The following is a 16,408-nucleotide window of genomic DNA, read 5'->3' as shown; positions in this document are numbered from 1 at the left end:
ATGAACCTGGCTGCGGCCAAATAAACAAATCTCGGGAATCAACCTCTTTTCCCCCTAGGAAACATTTTCATCACCCGCGATCAGGTCCTCGCTATGGTCGCCGATGGCCCGTCCGAAGCCCGCCGTTATTTTTATCTTCATCACCCTGTTTTTGGATATTTTCGGGGTCGGGCTTATCGTGCCAGTGCTTCCCGAACTCGTGCAACAGATGGAGGGCGGGGATGTGTCGCATGCCGTTCATGCGTTGGGCTGGCTGGGCTCGATCTACGCCTTGATGCAGTTTGTGTTCTCGCCGGTGCTGGGGAGCTTGTCTGACCGGTTCGGCAGGCGTCCGGTCATCCTCCTGGCGTTGTTGGGGTCCGGTCTCGACTATCTGTTACTCGCCTGGGCTCCCAGTCTCATGTGGCTCTTTGTGGGTCGGGTGATTGCGGGGATTACGGCGTCGAATTTCAGCGCATGCAGCGCCTACATTGCCGACGTCACGCCGCCGGAGAAGCGGGCGGCCGGGTTTGGGATGATCGGTGCCGCCTTCGGTTTAGGGTTTGTGGCCGGGCCTCTGGTGGGGGGCTGGCTGGGGGATGTGGGGCTGCGGGTTCCATTCCTGGTGGCTGCGGGGATCACATTGCTGAATTTCCTCTACGGGCTCTTTGTATTGCCGGAATCGGTGAAGCGGGAGAACCGTCGCCCTTTTCAGTGGGCGAGTGCGCATCCGATCCGGTCACTGATGGCGCTGCGTCGGTGGCCCATTGTAGTGAGTCTGGCCGAGACGCACTTCGTCATTCACCTGGCGCAGAACATTTATCCAAGTCTCTGGGTCCTGTACACCGGCATCCGGTATGGGTGGGACACGAAGCATGTTGGCGCATCGCTGGCCATCGTCGGAATCCTCATGGCGGTGGTTCAGGGAGGGCTGGCAGGGAAGATCCTTGGCGTCTTGGGAGACCGGAAGGGCCTGGCCTTGGGATTGCTGGCAACCGCTCTGGGCATGGCTGGGTACGGCTTGGCTACCCAAGGCTGGGTGGTCTATCTGGTACTTGTCGTTGGAGCGCTGGGCTGCATTGCTGGGCCGGCTGCGCAGGCGATGATTACGCGCGAAGTGGGCCCTGATGAGCAGGGGGCCGTGCAAGGTGCGCTCAACAGTCTCACCAGTGTGGCAGGGATTGTGGGGCCTCTTCTCTGGACGTGGCTGTTTGCCATAGGGATAGGGACAGACCCCGAGAAGATGCAGCCCGGGCTGCCGGGAATGGTTGGTTCCACGGTGTTTCAGCTTGCCGGCATCATCGGCCCTGCGGCGTTCGCTGGGGTGACCGCCACCCAGCTCGGAGAGGCTTCACTCGGCTCCTGGCCGGGACTGCCGTTCCTCGGGGCCGCCGCGGTGACCTTGATCGGCCTGGTGATGGCCTGGCGGGCGGTCGGGCGGAAGTCACCGATGGATGAGGGGTGGGAGCCTTCGCTGGCATCTAAGACGGAAAGCCCCAAACGGGACGTGCGGGAGCCGGGCCGGGACAAGATCAGCGTTTCATGAACCACACCTGCGGGGTGCGATAGCCAGGGCGAGCCTCCCCACTGGGGATCACCCAACCTCCCTGCCACGCAGTGACCGGGGCAGTGGCCAGGGAGAATGGCACGGACGCAAGCTCCAACCAAGTGCCAGTGCGAGGGACGAAGAGAAGTCCGCTTTTGGGAAAGCCTGGATGACCGGTTTCCGGCTTGAACCCGGCCTTGCTGCCATCATCACCTGAAGTGATGACGAGTCCCTCTGCAATGGAGGGTGCGGGGGAAGGGGCTGCGACGACCACGCGAGGCAGATCGGGAAGCTTCTCCCATCCTTCACCGGGAGAGTATCTCCAGGCGTCCTTGAGCCAGATGCGGCTGGCCTGGCCATCTGGGCCTGCCTGCAAACCTGCTCCGCCAAAGAGATAGAAGGCTCCCCCCCACGACCCTGCTACGGCCAGCATACGTGGTGTCCCCGGGCAGGGAGGAAGCTCTTGCCAGGTAGCAGCCGCATCGCTCAGACGGAGAGCCCAGAGAGTGGCCATCGCCGAAGTTGCGTCCGGGCGATCAATCCCGCCTGAGATGTACAAGACCTCATTCACCAGCGCCCAGCTCATGTTGGCGCAGGGCTTGGGAAGCTTGGGGAGGGAACGGGTGACCAGCTTCCCTTGATCGAGTCGCAGGGCAAACGCATCTGCCACATGTCCCGTAGAGTGGCTGCCGCCTGCGCAGATCACCTCATCCTCCCAGGTCGCGCTCGCGCCGTAGCCCAGTGGTTGGGGAAGCTGCCCAGCTTTTTGCCAGGTTCCGGTCGGCTGGTTTAGCGTCCACACCGTGTCATACCAGACTTTGGTCCCGCCTTCCCAAGGGCGTTTCCCCGGAAAGTTGGCCCCGCCCGCAGCGAGGAGCACGCCGTGACTGACGCCGCTGTACATGCTGGCGAAACCTTCAGCATCCGGCAGGGCGGGAAGTTTCTCCCATTTCAAGGCAGGGTCTGAGGCGGCGGCAGTAGCCATGGTGATAAGGGCAGCGGATAGTCCTGAGACGAGGGAACGAAGATGTTTCATAGAGGACAGGGTGAACACATGTGGAACCCATGGCTGGCTACCATTCACCGTCTTTTTGGAACTTTGCCCGGGCAGCTTCTCCGAACTGACGCCCCGCTGCCGCCAATTGATCGAGGATCTGACTGGCCGCCAGCCCGGAGGTGCCCCGCGCGGCTGGGATGACCGTGTTGCACTCGTTCGCGTCCATGAAGCGGGCGGCCTCCAGCAGACCAGCTTCGTCTTCCGGAGGGACCACGAGGAAGCCGTGCTTGTCCGCATGAATGAGCTGGCCGGGCTGGACGGGAGTGCCAAACACCTCAACCTCACCGTTCCATTGCACCGGGTGAACGGCTGCATGGCCCACGCAGAGACGTCGTGCCAGGGCTTTGAATCCCGCGTTGGTCATCTCATCCACATCGCGAATGGCGCCGTCCACGATCGTGCCCACACAGCCCAGGGCGCGATGCATGTTGCTGTTCACCTCACCCCAGAACGCTCCGATGGCCCCTGGCTTGTCCAAATCTTGCACGACGACAATCTTTGGCCCTGGCACACTGGCCACGTACTCCCGGTATCTCAACCAGGCGTCAGGGGACTGGGTGCGGTGGTCGGGATTGCTGGGCTGGATGACCACGGTCACCGCATACCCGACCATGGGGCCCATTTGCGGCATGTAGTCCCGGGTCTCCTCCCTGTTGAAGCCTTCAGCGCAGGGATTGCGCCGGGTGATTTGCTCCCAGCCGTTATAGATCGTGGGAGTGTTCCAGCGTTTCAATTGCAGCAGGTCAGAGTGGGGGAGGCGGGGAGCATTCATTGCGGTTCTGGGAGATGGCACCGAACTTAACGTCTGCCAGGGAGGGGCTTCACTGGTAAAGAAGGCGGACCAGCTAGACGGCGGACGGGGGGATTGGGAGCTTGCGCAGCCGGGCATTTCAAGGCATGAAGTGCGCGCATGCCCCCCACCTTCATCCACCGGATCCGGGTACACCTGGCCACCGCGGTAGTGTCTGCCCTGGCCACAGGACTGGTGCCATTGCCTCTGGCGGCCCAGGCCCAGGTGCCGCCTCCGCCCCAGCCGCTGCGGGAGTTTCGTGGGGCCTGGGTTGCGACTGTAAGGGGTATTGATTTCCCCTTCGAGCCTGGGGATCCCACCGCCAAGCAGCAGGCAGAGCTCACGGGTATTCTCGACAAGGCCGTGACGCTCAAGTTGAATGCCCTTATTTTTCAGGTGCGGCCTGCCGGGGATGCGGTGTACGCCTCGAACCTCGAACCCTGGTCCCCATGGCTGACCAATGAGATGGGCAAGGTGCCCGACCCGTTGTGGGACCCCCTGGCGTTCTTCATCAAGGAGGCGCATGCCCGGGGCATTGAACTGCACGCCTGGTTCAATCCCTTTCGCGCCCTGAGCGGTCCCAAGTACAAGGGGGCTGGCAAACACATTACGATCACGCATCCCCAGTGGTGCATGAAGTACGGGGAGGACACTTGGATGGATCCGGGTGAACCGGGGGTGCGTGCGCACTCGCTTGCCGTGATGCAGGATGTGCTGACCCGGTACGATGTGGACGGCATCCACATGGACGACTACTTTTATCCTTATCCGGTGAAGGGTGCGCCCTTCCCTGATGATCGTAGCTACAGTGCCTACCAGAAAGCGGGTGGCAAGCTGGGCAAGTCTGACTGGCGTCGCGAGAATGTGGACACCTTTGTAGAGGAGCTCTACAACATGGTAAAACGGGAGAAATCCTGGGTTCGAGTGGGCATCAGCCCCTTTGGCATCTGGCGGCCCAATTATCCCGCCGGATATGCGAAGGGGGCGCTGGATCCCTATGAGGCCCTTTCCGCGGACTCCTTGAAGTGGTTGCAGCGCGGTTGGGTGGACTACATGGCACCTCAGCTTTACTGGCCTAATGAGCCCAAGAACCTGAGCTTCTCCGCGCTGTTTGACTGGTGGCTTTCTCAGAACACGGCCCGCCGTCACATCTGGCCGGGCATGGCCTCAGACAGAGTGCTGCAGGACCGTCAGCCCCATGAGATTCTTCGCCAGATCGGGATCGTGCGCATGCGTGCCGCATACATGCCACCGGGGCATTTGCATTGGAACTACAGTGCTCTTGGCAAGAACAAGGGGACTCTTGCCGATCTGTGCCGGGGGCGGGCTTATCAAGATTTTGCCATCCCCCCCTCGGCCTCCTGGTTGGGGATGGAAAAGCCGCCTACTCCGGTGATGAATGTTTCAGGAAACACGGTTTCATGGGACTATCTGGACGAGCGCATGTTGAGCCTCACCAAGTGGTGGCTGGTGCAAACCTATGAAAACGGCAACTGGGTGAGCAAAAGACTGCTGCCCACAGAGGTGAAGATCTACACTCTGCCCCCTGGTGTCAAGGCCGTGGCCATCCGGGCCATCAGCCGTTCCGGCATCAGTGGTGACCCTATGGTGCGCTGACTTGGCCCGGCGGGACAGGGGAGATGTGATGCCGCACTACAAGGGCGGTGCCACGTACGCACCTGCGGAGGGCGGTGGGGTGCGGGGCGCGAGGGATTCATCCGCCTTGTGCTCAATTTTCTCGCCCAAGATCTGCATGTCCTGACCGAGACCTTTGGTGGCCATGCAGGATGAGAGGAGCAGGGAGACGGCTCCCACGGCCAAACCGAGCAGAAGGGTTTTCTTCATGACGCCAAGGTATTCACTTCTGAGGATCGTTCGCAAGTCAATTGCGTCGCAAAACCAGCACGATATCGGCATAGCTGTCGTCGAGCTTTCGGAGGTCTTCGGCATCGTAGTGGAAGTCGTGGCAGGCCACACAGGTGAACTGGGGGACCTTGCGCAGCAGGGCTTTCACCTGGCGGGCATTGTAGGTGCGGAACTCCCAGCGCGTTTCCTGAATCCTGGTCCGACCGTCCTGAGTGATGTGAAGCCGGGTGCGCAGCTTCTCCTTGCGCGTTTTGCGGTCTGGCGGCCAGGTATGGGTGTTGCAGATGACCCGCACGCCATCCCGATTTCCTGCCCACCGCTCGTGCTGTTCATTGGGATCATCGTAGTCGGTGAGATGAAGGCCCAGCACATACAGACCGCCTGGGCGGAGGCTGTCGGCCACCCGCTGCAGGTGTGATGCGGCGCCCGCTTCCTCCATCACGTACTTGAAGGTGCTCACCAGACAATGGGCCAGGTCGAACTTCGTCTTTGCTTTTCGAGGAAGGGTGAAGTCTTCCATTCGATCCTCCCACACCGTGCCTGGGGAGTTCAGGCTCTCCAGCCGCTGTCGGGTGTAGGCCGTCATGTTTTCGTTCAAGTCAAAGCCCCACACCCCATGGCCGCGTAGGGCGAGCGCCGCCATGAGCCGGCCAGATCCGCATGCGGGTTCCAGGACGCGGAGGGGTTTGTTGCCTGCTTTTCCACCGTGACGCTGCATCATCGTCTCCAGGAAGGCGACTTCTTTGTCCGTGTCCTGGTCGAAGATGATGTCGTAGTAAAAGGGGGTGTCGTACCAGTCGGCGAGAGTCATGTCAGGTGTCGGGAGCGGATCGGTCACGTATCATGGCGGGGGCCGGCCCCCAGTTCAACCGTAGAACCTGCTGTGTACAGGAAGCAACGCCCCGCACTTGCGGCCGGGAAATCTCTCGTCAACGTATCAGTCACGTGTCGTCGCTTCCGTCAGCCTCGTTGCAAACTCCACGCCAGATCTTTGCCGCCTTTGATCGCGGGGATCTTTCGCGGGAAGCTTTTCGTCAAGCCATGAGCGAACACGCTCTCCAGCTTATAGAGGAGATGGAGGAGGTGCATCAGAATCCCGTGGCTGCCTGGATGGAACACCTGAGAAGCCGTCGGGCGGCAGGGAAACTTGGGCGGGAATATGGGGAGGCCATGGTACGTGAACTGATGGTGGCGCTCTCCGAGGTGCCTGACTTTCCCCTGGCACGCTGGCTCTGGAACGCGGACCGGCCACACCTGCCCTTGTACTGTTTTCTCCGGCCGAAGGCGGAGCCGGTGTTCCGCGTGCAAAAGATCGTCAGCGCACCGTTTGTCGTCATGGTGCGGGTGGAGTACGGCAGCAGCGAGAAGTCTCAGACCGTCCGGGAGAAGTTCACCTTTACACGTGATCAGGTGGGCCGGCTCCGCATGTCTGCGCGGGAACGCGTCAAGTAGGACTGACTGCGCCTGCTGCAAGAGCGAGGGAGGGCTTTCGTATCACTCTCCTCTCGCCCATGTTGTTGGCTCCTCTTTTCTTCAAGCGGTGGTTTTGGTTATTCTGCCTGGCACTTGGAATGGTGCCGGTGGCGGCAGAAGCACGGACGGTGAACTTTGCCGAGATATCGGGTCAGGTCGCGGGAGTCAGTTCTGCGGACCTCCGGGATCCGCTGGCCCGGGTGTTGAGCGCCCTACAGCCGGGAGACACCCTCCTGGTGCCGCCCGGGGAGTACCGGGTGATGTTGGGAAAGGCGGGGCTTACGGTGCCAGCTGGAGTCACCATCCTGGGTCAAGGGGGGAAGTCGGTATTTGCCCTGGTCTCTGAAGGGGGCGAAAAGGAATACCGGGAATTCTTGCGACCCCAAAGTGGGGTGGTGTTGGAAGGCATCACTATCGAGCGTCGAGGGGCCTTCCCTCTGGTCATCATGCCGGTGGTGGGCAAGGTGCAGGGGTTGACCCTGAGGGGATGCCGATTCCTCGGAAACTCAGCCGCCTATCCGGGAACTTACTGCCATGGCCTTCAAGTCGGGGGTGGAGAATTGACCCGGCTAGAAATAGATGGGGTGGAAATCCGCGGCTGCACCTACGGTCTCTTCCAGTCCAATCAAGCCAAAGGGAAGGTTGAAGGCATCTTGGTGAGCAACTCCAAGTTCGCGGAGAATGAATCTTCCGATTTGGAGTTCAACGCTCCCAACGGCACGATGCGTGACATCGTTGTGCGCGATTGTGTGTTTCGTGACAATCGTAGCAAGAACGCCTCCGGTGGATTTGCGGTGGGTTTCGCCAACGTTCAGAAGGCGACAGTCCAGAACTGTCGCATAGAGAACTACGGAGCGGAGGCGTTGCACGTGGAGGACCGCTCGGCAGAAGTCCTCCTGAAAGGCAACACGGTGGTGACCGCGTCAACCCTGCAAAACAACGGCGTCATTCTCGTGGTCAATGCCTCGCATGGTGTCGTGATTGAGGGCAACTATCTGGATGCTCGACGTAACGGCAATGCCACCCACATGGTGCTGGCCACGGCAGGAGGTTCGAAGTTTGAGAAGCCCACAGACGTGATCGTGAAGGACAACATCCTGATCATGGGGGCCGCCACCAAGAAATGGTATCTGGAACCCGGGGTGGAGGCAGAACCGCCGACCGGGAACAAGATCATCCCATGGGAATCGCCCTAGTCCGTCATCACAGAAGTTCCAGGGAGAGGTCGAGCGCCCGAACGGTGTGCGTCAGGGCACCGATGGATATTGCATCCACGCCGGTGGCGGCATACTGCGGCAGGGTGTCGAGGGTGATGCCTCCGCTGGCCTCCAGTAAAACACGTTTATTCACCAGGGACACGGCCTCGCGGATCACGTCTGGTGGCATGTTGTCCAGCAGGATCACGTCCACGCCTTCGAGCTTCAGGAAGCGTTCCACCTGTTCCAGAGTGTCAGCTTCCAGCTCGATGCGTACCCGGGGATGCTTCTGGTGCACGGCGCGAATGGCTGCCCTGTAAGTCTTCCTGACGATCATCTGCCCAGAAGGTGGTTGTCTTTGACCATCACCATGTCATACAGTCCAATGCGGTGGTTCGTACCGCCCCCACATTTGACGGCATGTTTTTCCAGCAGTCGCCAGCCAGGAGTGGTCTTCCGGGTATCCAGGATCTTGACCGGGTGCGGGCGCACGGCTTCTACATGGCGGCGTGTTTGAGTCGCGATGCCGCAGAGGCGTTGCAGAAAATTGAGAGAGGTGCGTTCGGCCGTAAGGATGCTGCGCGTGCGGCCTGCCACCTGAAGGATGGTGTCTCCGGGTTCAAAAGGAACCCCATCGTGTCGCTCCAGATGCACTGAGAGGGTAGGATCCACCGCTTCGAACACATAGCGGGCGACATCCGCTCCCGCAGTGACGCCGCCTTCTTTGGCGAAGATCCTCGCCTTGGTCACGCTGTTCTCTGGAACGAAGAACTCGGACGTGAGGTCTCCGCTGCCCACATCCTCCAGCAGCGCGGCTTGAACGAGGGTGACAGCGGATTCGGGCAGAAAGGTGTCAGACATGGGGAGGAGGGGATACTTCAAACGGCAACGCTCACTCTGCAAGGAAAGTCCGATTCCGCTTTTGGATTCCTCCATGCTCCAGATGCGTGCCGTTACATTTGATTTTCTACGCCATTTCACAGAGAATTCACGCGCCGTTCGCACGGCTTGCATTTGGTGGAAGCACAGGTGAGAGGAACTCCAATCCCATCCCGCATGACCGATCCCGCTCTGCCGACTCCCGAGCCGATTAAAGCTCCACGCCATCGTATTCGCCGAATTTTCACCCGACTGGGATTGATTGTGCTGCTGCTGGGGGCTGCTGCTGGCACCACGGTGCTGGTTGTGTTTGGCCAGATGGCGCGGCAGTATGACATCGCCAAGCTGGGGGAGATGCCGCAGCGCTCGGTGGTGCTGGATGTGAAAGGGCGGGAGCTCGGAAAGCTGCATGGCGAGAATCGCGTGGTGGTGCCCTTTGCCAAGGTATCGCCATTTTTTATCAAGGCGCTGCTGGCCCGGGAGGATGCCCGCTTCTACGACCATGGTGGGGTGGATTACATAGGGGTGCTGCGGGCGGCGGTGCGCAACCTCAAGGACAAGCGGGCCGTGCAAGGGGCGAGTACGATCACCATGCAGCTCGCCCGCAACAGCTTTGACGGGCTGAACGCGAAGACCCTCAATCGCAAACTGGTGGAGGTGATGCTCGCAAGGCGTATTGAGGCCGAGAAGTCGAAGGAAGAGATCCTTGAGCTCTACGTGAACCGCATCTTCTTCGGCAGCGGGCTCTATGGAATCGAACGTGCGAGCAAGGCCTACTTTGCCAAGTCGGCCTCCGAGCTGACGCCTGGGGAGTCCGCGATGCTGGCAGGCATCATCCGCAGCCCCAACCGCTTTTCTCCTTTTCGAAATTGGAAAGGAGCCCTCAAGGAGCGAGACGATGTGCTGAAGCGAATGGTCGCCACCCATGCCATCAGCGAGGAGGAGGCTGATGCGGCCATGAAGGAGGATATCGTGGTGGCGGCATTGCCCGTGATCCGTTCCCAGGACAACTACATGATGGAGGCGGTGCGTCGCGATCTGGAATTGATTCTCAATGACCAGGACGTGGAAGATGGCGGATTGGTGATCCACACCACTCTGGACAAGGACATTCAGGCAGCGGCCGAAGCTTCCCTGGAGAAGCGGCTGAGGGAGGTGGAAAAGCAACGTGGCTACAGTCACCAGACCAAAGCCCAGTTTGATGCCGCTTGGGATGGTGCGACGGAACCTCAATCCGTGCCCTATCTGCAGGGCGCGGTGCTGGCGGTGAACAATCACACTGGCGGGATCCTGGCGGTCGTGGGGGGGCGGGACTACACCCAAAGTCGGTTTGACCGGGCGCTGCAAGGGTCCCGGCCCATTGGCTCGACGGTCAAACCCTTCATCTACGCTGCCGCTTTTCAACAGGGACTGCTTCCCGGCACCCTGGTGGAAGATGCACCGATCCGCCCCGGTGAACTGCAAGACACCGACACAAACTGGAGCCCGGGCAACTCAGATGGAAAATTTCTGGGATGGCAGCCCGCATCCGTCGGCCTCGTTCGCAGTCGCAATGCCATGACGGTGCGGGTGGGAAACTATGCTGGCATGGAGAATGTGCTGGCGCTCCTGAGGGACTCCGGCTTGGGAGAGCCGCAAGTGATCACGCCCCAGATCTACATCGGGAATATGGGCACCAGCCTGAAGTCGCTCACCAGCGCGATGAGTGTCTTTGCCAATCAAGGGGTGAGAAGACGGCCGTTTCTCATTGAGCGGATCTCCGACTCCGAAGGGGAGGTGATCTACTCCACGCCGGTGTTGGAAGCGATCGCCATGCCCCACTACATCGCCAATGCCACGCGGCGCCTGATGGAGAAGGTGATGGACCAGGGCACAGGAGCCCCGGCCCGTAATGAGTATGGGTTCAAGGAAAAAGCGGGCGGAAAGACGGGCACCACCAATGACTACAAGGACGCCTGGTTCGTCGGCTACACTGGGGAGATCACCTGCGGTGTCTGGGTGGGGCTGGACAGCCCGCAAACCATTGCCCCTGGCGGCTATGGCGGGAAGCTGGCGCTCCCTGTCTGGGCGGACGTCATGAAGTCAGCGGTGGCGCTCGATTACAAGCCCGTCGCTCTGGCCGCAGAGGCTTTGGACAGTGAGGTGACCCTCTGCCGCGTGAGCGGGCAACTCGCCACAGCAGCCTGTCAGCAGGCCGGACAAGCGTACACCGATAACCTCCCGGTGGAAATGGTGCCGCAGTCAGCCTGCGCTGTGCACGGCGGAGGGGGAATTTTCACGCGAACGGAGCCTCGCGAGAAAAAAGACGGCTTTTTTGGCCGTTTGTTTCGATGGTTCAAATGAACCCGGTCAGGGGGAGTTTCAGGCAACTGAATTGCTATAAGAATAGGAGCTTGGAGAAATTGCCGCAATTAGCATAAATTATTCTTGTGGAGGGTAGGGCATTTGCCTAATATTATCTCTAACGGTGCGCTGCTCTGACAACAGGGATCATCCACAGTGCGCTTCAGTACTCCAAACGGATTGCGGAAAAAGCCCCGACATCAGGCTCGGGTAGGAAAATCCTCAAGACTCCAACACCCATGAAATCGCGGAAATCACTGAATGGGACGTCCATGTCTTCGAACATCGGCGTCATCCCGAAACAAAGGAATCTATTGGCGGGAGATCGGCGAGGTGCGATCTTCCCCAAACCACCGCAGGGCCGCAGTCGCGCGGCCTCCATGCGAAGCGCGGTGGTTGCGTCGGACCGGCCTCATGCTGTGGAAGCGACTCACTATGCCGGAATTACGGCCAATCGACTGAGGACGGTGAAAGAGCGCACCTTGGGGGTGTCGCCGGGAGGTCGGTTGGTGGTGACGCTAGCACAAGTACACGCCCGCCTCCGTGAGATGCTGCTGATGGAAACTGGACAGGACGTGAGCAATTTGCCGGAGGACAACTGTTTTCCCGCGGCCCTCAACCCCACGACCCGAATGGGCCTGCAAGTTCCCATCCAAAGCACGTATTTCTGCGAGGTGAAATGTCGCGTGGGGGTAAAAGCTCTGCGCGAGGCGACCACGACCGAAAAAATGGCCAAGGCCATCTGGTTGGCCATTCCCCTCGCCCACCGCTCCGTCACAGCCGTGACTGAAGAGTCGAGTGAGGCTGTTGCTGCCTAGGGGCTTTTCCAGCTCTGAATCGACCCGTTTCTGATAAGACCTCCCGGCTGGCATGGTTGTCAGCCGGGAGGTCTTGCGCTTTGAGCCTCTCCTGGCCTGGCCAGCTCGTGCAGCGGGTCACGGCGACGAAGGGCAGGTTTCGAAGCAGCCTGTAGGGAAGTGGGGTGCGATCCAGTGAATAGAAGGGCGACCAGGCCAGTCTGAATGGGCAGGGACTGGTCCAGGCTTTTCTTTCCAACACCCCCTTGCAATGTCATGAAAACACTTCCGTTACTCCTCTTAAGCTTCGCCCTCTGGTGCGTCGCGCTTCCACCCCGTGCTGTACAGGCGCAGGAAACTGTCTCGTTTGAACTCTTCTACGAATCCCTGGATCCCTATGGTGAATGGATCGGGGTGGATGACTATGGGTATTGCTGGCGTCCTTATGCGGCTGTGGATGACCCGATGTGGCGCCCTTACTCTGATGGATCTTGGGCGCACACCGATGGTGGCTGGACCTGGGTGTCCAACGAAGACTTTGGCTGGGCTACTTACCACTATGGCCGGTGGGCCCGCGTGATCGGAGTGGGGTGGGTCTGGGTGCCAGGGTATGAATGGGCTCCAGCGTGGGTTTCGTGGCGCGACACCCCGGACAAGGAGTATGTAGGCTGGGCTCCTCTGCCGCCAGAGGCTCGATTTGAGATCTCCATTGGGTTCAACACCTGGGTGGATGACTATTATGACATCGGACCCTCCTGCTACAATTTTGTGAGGTACCGAGATTTTGGCGAGCCGCGGCTGCGCACGGTAATCATGCCTTATGAGCGAAACGTTACGATCATCAATAATTCGATCAACATCACCCATATCAGCTACCGTGATGCCGTCGTGAACAACGTGTACATTGGCGGGCCGCAATACGGTTTTGTGCGCGAGCGCAGCACGCGGGAAGTGAGGGAGCTTAAACTGCGCCGGAGAGAGGACTTTGACTTTGATCGCATGCGCCGCGATCCCAAGGAATACGGACGCGGGATCAATCACCGCGAGGGGGACAATTTCCTCGTGGCATCTCCGAACATCCGCCGCTTTCGTGACGATGAGCGACGCGAACCTGCCAAGGTGAAGGAACGAGTGACCGAACGACGTATCGACCGCGGGTGGGACGGAGTGAAGGATCCGGCGGTGGCCCAGCGCATTCGTGAACGCATGCGTCAGGACGGCGACCGGACACGGCCTCAGGTGCTGCCAGAAAAGGTGGTAGGGGGGCGAGAAAGGGAGGGGCGAATCGGTGCGAATGATGACCGGGATCAGAAGGGGCGCGATATGAGTCGTGATGACCGTCGACCCGGGCCGGGAATGTTGCCTGGGGGGAGACGTGATGAAAGCCTGACTCCTCCTGGTGGAGCATCACAAGCGGATATAGCCCGTCGTCTGGAAGAGGAGAAGAAGCTGCGTGAACAGCGCGGTGGCACGGCCATGGATGACCGGGAGAGCAAGCGTAACAATGATGAGGATGGACGGGTGGGGCGCCCTGGTGGGGCTCCTCCAGCCATGGTTGACCGTCGTGAGAAGGAACGTCGCGACGCGATGGAAGCTGAACAACGCCGGCGTGCCATGGAAAGTGATGTCGCTGACAAGAAAAAGGAGGTGGCCGACCGTGATCGTATGGATCAAGAGCGTGGCGAGAAGATGAAAATGGACGCCCAACGCGAAAAAGAGCGTCAGGCTGCCATGGAAGCCAAAAAACGTGATGATGCAGTGCGCATGCAGCGTGAACGTGAAGGCAGTGAGCAGGCTGCAAAAGAACGGATGGAAGGGGAACGCCGCAAGGCCGCGGAATCCCGGGCACGTGAACAGAACGAAGCACAGGAGCGCACGCGGAACATGGAACGGGAGAAGCAGCAACGAGCTGTAAAGGAGGCTCAAGATCGCCAGCGCGCAGCCGCAGAAGGAACCCAGCGTCGTGAAGCGGAGAATGGCCAGCGCAAGGCCATGGAGGACACCCGTCGCCGCAGTGAGGACAGCCAACGTGAAGCCGCAGAGCGCTCCCGCCGTGCAGCAGAGGAAGGCCGTCGTCAGCAGATGCAGAGCCAGCAGCGCCGTACTGAAGAATCCCGCCCTCAGCCTCAAATTCAGCGCAGGGAAGACAATCCTCCCGCCGGTGGACGTGAAGGTGCCAAGCGCGGTCGTGACAAGGACGATGACAAGGACAAGGAGAAGGAGAAGGAAAAAGGGCGCAAGTAAGGCATGGGAACTCGTCTGAGCAAAATCCAAAGAGGTGTGACCTGGAAACGGGTCACACCTTTCTCTTTTGTATCGTGGTGGGTGACCTGCTGCCCGGGCATGAATTTGGCCCTCTCCCCAACAAAAAGCCTCCGCCCGTGAGGGGGGCGGAGGCGAGTGATGAATCGGGATTGAGCTGCGAACCTATTTCGCGGCAGCCACGGGCTGTCCGATCTTTGCGAGTGTCTCTTTTACATGTGCCACAGTGAGTAGCTCATTGAGCACGACAGGCTCCTGTCTTCCTGGAACGTAGAGCACGTTTACGGGAACGGCTGCTTTCCCCAGATCCTGGAGGGCCTTGAAGATGACTTCATCCTGATTGGTCCAGTCCGCTTTGAGCGTGACCACCCCAAGGCGGCGAAACTCGCTGCGCAATGATTCGTCACGATACACGAGTTTGTTCGTCTGGCAGGTCACGCACCAGCGGGCTGTGAAGTCGATGTACACGGGCTTCTTCTCCTCTCGGAGTTGGGTGACCAGTTCAGGGGACCACTCTTTCCAGGTGAGCGCTGCCACTTCCCCGTTGGCCGTATTGGCAGACTTCCTGCGGATGGGTTCCGGCCAGGCAAGCACTGCGCCGGACACAAAGAAAACGAGCGTGAGGACGGCTGCCGTAAGGCGGGTTTTAGATGGCTTGTAAGGCAGTTGCCAGCGTCCGTAGATCCAGCACGCCACTCCTACAAGAACGAGACCTAACATGGCCTTAAGCAGGCCGTAGTCGTCAACCATCCCGGCGAAGGTCCAGAGGAGGAATGCCGCCGTGGCAAACATCAAGAAGGACATGGCTTGCTTGAAGCTCTCCATCCAGGCACCAGGCCGTGGCAGAAGGCTGACGAGTTTTGGGAAAGCGGAGAGAAGCAGGTAGGGGAATGAGAGGCCCAGCCCGATCACGGTGAAGAACAGGAGCGAAGGAATCGGCGGCAATACGAAAGCGTAGGCCAAGGCTGGGGCGAGGAAGGGGGCCGCACACGGGGTGGCCACCACCGTCGCCAGCAATCCTGAGAAGAAGGAGCCGCCCAAGCCTGCCTTCTGCGTGAGGCCGCTGCCGACAGCCGTGGCGGAGGTCCCCACTTCAAACAGCCCGGCCATGTTCAGGCCGAAGGCGAAGAGAAAGAGGGTGAGCAGCAGGACGAAAATGGGCGACTGGAGTTGGGCTCCCCAGCCGATCTGCGCCCCGCCTGAGCGCAGTGCCAAGATAACGCCCGCCAAGACCCAAAAACAAACCAGCACCCCAAGGGTGTAGGCCAGGCCGTGCAACACAACCCTGCGATGGTCCTCACCAGACTGGTTCACCACGCCAAGAATCTTAATGCCCAATACGGGGAATACGCAGGGCATCACGTTGAGGATCAATCCACCTGCGAACGCGAGGAGAAGCTTGCCTGCCAAGCCGCCTTCGGCCTTGAGGGGCGCTGTTGCCTTGGTCGTTTCTCCGGAAGCGGAGGGTGTGGGGGTGGGCTCTGGGGGGGCTGTCTTTGGTGCCGAGGTCCCCTCGGGCTGCTTGGGCTCGGAAGCCGGAGTAGGTGCGGGTGCAGGTAGCGCTTTTTCAGCACTGACTGCGGCAAAGATGGCCTTGGTTCCGACATTGTCCGAAGGTTCGGCACCGACGGGAAGTGTAAGGGTGAAGGGCAGCTTCACTGGCATGCAGGTTTTCGGATCGCAAACCAGGGCATCCACCTGACCTTCCAGTTTGACTTCGCTACCAGCCGCCGCAGAGGCGGAGGGCGTGATTTGATAGGGAAGGTACACGGTGCCCTCGTAGGCATCCATCATGATGCCGCCGGTGGACTGAATCCGATGGGTGGCTGGCCAGGGCAGTTCTTCGGCCTTCCAGCCTTCGGGAAGCTTCCAGGTGACTCGGGTGGGCAGGCCAGGAGCCCCTGCGGGAATGGTCTTCCCATAGACATGCCAAGTGGGCTGGTGCTCGAGTTTGACTGCCACCTTGAAAGGCTTGCCAGTGCCCACGGTGCTTAGCTCGGAAACGAGCTCAGCAGTTACCGGTTTGTTTTCCAGACCGAACTGAGCCCGAACTCCAGGTGGGGTCAGGAAAAGAGCGAGCAGGGCCAGGAGAAACAAGCTGTGCCGTCGGGGGTGGAGCAGGAAGGCTGTCATAGACATAGGGGATTAACGCCTGTCACCGCTTAAATGTTGTCGGCGTGGACAGGTTCACACGAGTTGGAACGAAGATGGGAGGACGCT

The 16,408-nt window shown here is 60.1% G+C and carries 14 protein-coding genes; 7 read left to right on the top strand and 7 right to left on the bottom strand.

What is annotated here, in order from left to right:
• The first annotated feature begins 103 nt into the window (after positions 1-103).
• On the top strand, positions 104-1,525 hold the full coding sequence (locus VSP_RS36875; protein ID WP_009963584.1) for a TCR/Tet family MFS transporter: 1,422 nt from the start codon (positions 104-106) through the stop codon (positions 1,523-1,525).
• On the opposite strand, the gene VSP_RS22750 is transcribed toward VSP_RS36875, so the two are convergent.
• Positions 1,512-2,561: a galactose oxidase gene (locus VSP_RS22750; protein WP_198141214.1), complete on the bottom strand. Its 1,050-nt coding sequence runs from the start codon at positions 2,559-2,561 to the stop codon at positions 1,512-1,514. The genes VSP_RS36875 and VSP_RS22750 overlap by 14 nt on opposite strands.
• 37 nt (positions 2,562-2,598) lie before the next feature.
• The gene (locus VSP_RS22745; protein WP_009963582.1) at positions 2,599-3,354 is read right to left on the bottom strand and encodes an RraA family protein; all 756 of its coding nucleotides are present in this window, start codon (positions 3,352-3,354) and stop codon (positions 2,599-2,601) included.
• 138 nt (positions 3,355-3,492) lie between these two features.
• On the opposite strand from VSP_RS22745, the gene VSP_RS22740 reads away from it, so the two are divergent.
• Positions 3,493-4,989 (top strand): glycoside hydrolase family 10-like protein, encoded by a 1,497-nt coding sequence (locus VSP_RS22740; protein WP_009963581.1) that lies wholly within the window; start codon positions 3,493-3,495, stop codon positions 4,987-4,989.
• A gap of 36 nt (positions 4,990-5,025) precedes the next feature.
• Here VSP_RS22740 and VSP_RS36870 read toward each other — a convergent pair whose 3' ends face one another.
• Positions 5,026-5,217 carry a hypothetical protein gene (locus tag VSP_RS36870; protein ID WP_009963580.1) on the bottom strand — a complete coding sequence of 64 codons (192 nt, stop codon included), beginning with the start codon at positions 5,215-5,217 and terminating at the stop codon, positions 5,026-5,028.
• 37 nt (positions 5,218-5,254) lie between these two features.
• On the bottom strand, positions 5,255-6,049 hold the full coding sequence (locus VSP_RS36865) for a class I SAM-dependent methyltransferase (protein WP_009963578.1): 795 nt from the start codon (positions 6,047-6,049) through the stop codon (positions 5,255-5,257).
• A gap of 230 nt (positions 6,050-6,279) precedes the next feature.
• Here VSP_RS36865 and VSP_RS22725 point away from each other — a divergent pair, with 230 nt between their 5' ends.
• Positions 6,280-6,690, top strand: a complete 411-nt coding sequence (locus tag VSP_RS22725; protein ID WP_156345040.1) for a hypothetical protein — start codon at positions 6,280-6,282, stop codon at positions 6,688-6,690.
• Positions 6,691-6,749: 59 nt separating this feature from the next.
• Positions 6,750-7,907, top strand: a complete 1,158-nt coding sequence (locus VSP_RS22720; protein ID WP_009963575.1) for a right-handed parallel beta-helix repeat-containing protein — start codon at positions 6,750-6,752, stop codon at positions 7,905-7,907.
• 7 nt (positions 7,908-7,914) lie between these two features.
• On the opposite strand, the gene VSP_RS43660 is transcribed toward VSP_RS22720, so the two are convergent.
• The gene (locus VSP_RS43660) at positions 7,915-8,244 is read right to left on the bottom strand and encodes a nicotinate-nucleotide diphosphorylase (protein ID WP_009963574.1); all 330 of its coding nucleotides are present in this window, start codon (positions 8,242-8,244) and stop codon (positions 7,915-7,917) included.
• On the bottom strand, positions 8,241-8,768 hold the full coding sequence (locus VSP_RS43655) for a nicotinate-nucleotide diphosphorylase (RefSeq protein WP_198141213.1): 528 nt from the start codon (positions 8,766-8,768) through the stop codon (positions 8,241-8,243). The genes VSP_RS43660 and VSP_RS43655 overlap by 4 nt, the downstream gene beginning before the upstream one ends.
• Before the next feature lie 195 nt (positions 8,769-8,963).
• Between VSP_RS43655 and VSP_RS22710 the strand changes: the two genes are divergently transcribed.
• The 3 genes from VSP_RS22710 (at position 8,964) to VSP_RS39860 (ending at position 14,170) form a co-directional block, all read left to right on the top strand.
• The gene (locus tag VSP_RS22710; RefSeq protein ID WP_081452664.1) at positions 8,964-11,129 is read left to right on the top strand and encodes a transglycosylase domain-containing protein; all 2,166 of its coding nucleotides are present in this window, start codon (positions 8,964-8,966) and stop codon (positions 11,127-11,129) included.
• Positions 11,130-11,401: 272 nt separating this feature from the next.
• Positions 11,402-11,947 (top strand): hypothetical protein, encoded by a 546-nt coding sequence (locus VSP_RS22700; protein ID WP_157211007.1) that lies wholly within the window; start codon positions 11,402-11,404, stop codon positions 11,945-11,947.
• Between the two features lie 255 nt (positions 11,948-12,202).
• Complete coding sequence (locus VSP_RS39860) at positions 12,203-14,170, top strand: DUF6600 domain-containing protein (RefSeq protein WP_009963569.1); 1,968 nt, start codon at positions 12,203-12,205, stop codon at positions 14,168-14,170.
• A 183-nt stretch (positions 14,171-14,353) separates the two neighbouring features.
• Here VSP_RS39860 and VSP_RS36850 read toward each other — a convergent pair whose 3' ends face one another.
• Positions 14,354-16,321 (bottom strand): protein-disulfide reductase DsbD family protein, encoded by a 1,968-nt coding sequence (locus VSP_RS36850; protein WP_009963568.1) that lies wholly within the window; start codon positions 16,319-16,321, stop codon positions 14,354-14,356.
• Positions 16,322-16,408 lie beyond the last annotated feature (87 nt).

This window comes from Verrucomicrobium spinosum DSM 4136 = JCM 18804, assembly GCF_000172155.1.
Taxonomy (GTDB): Bacteria; Verrucomicrobiota; Verrucomicrobiia; order Verrucomicrobiales; family Verrucomicrobiaceae; genus Verrucomicrobium; species Verrucomicrobium spinosum.
Note: the sequence above shows the minus strand (reverse complement) of the source record. Positions and strands in the feature narration are given on the sequence as shown.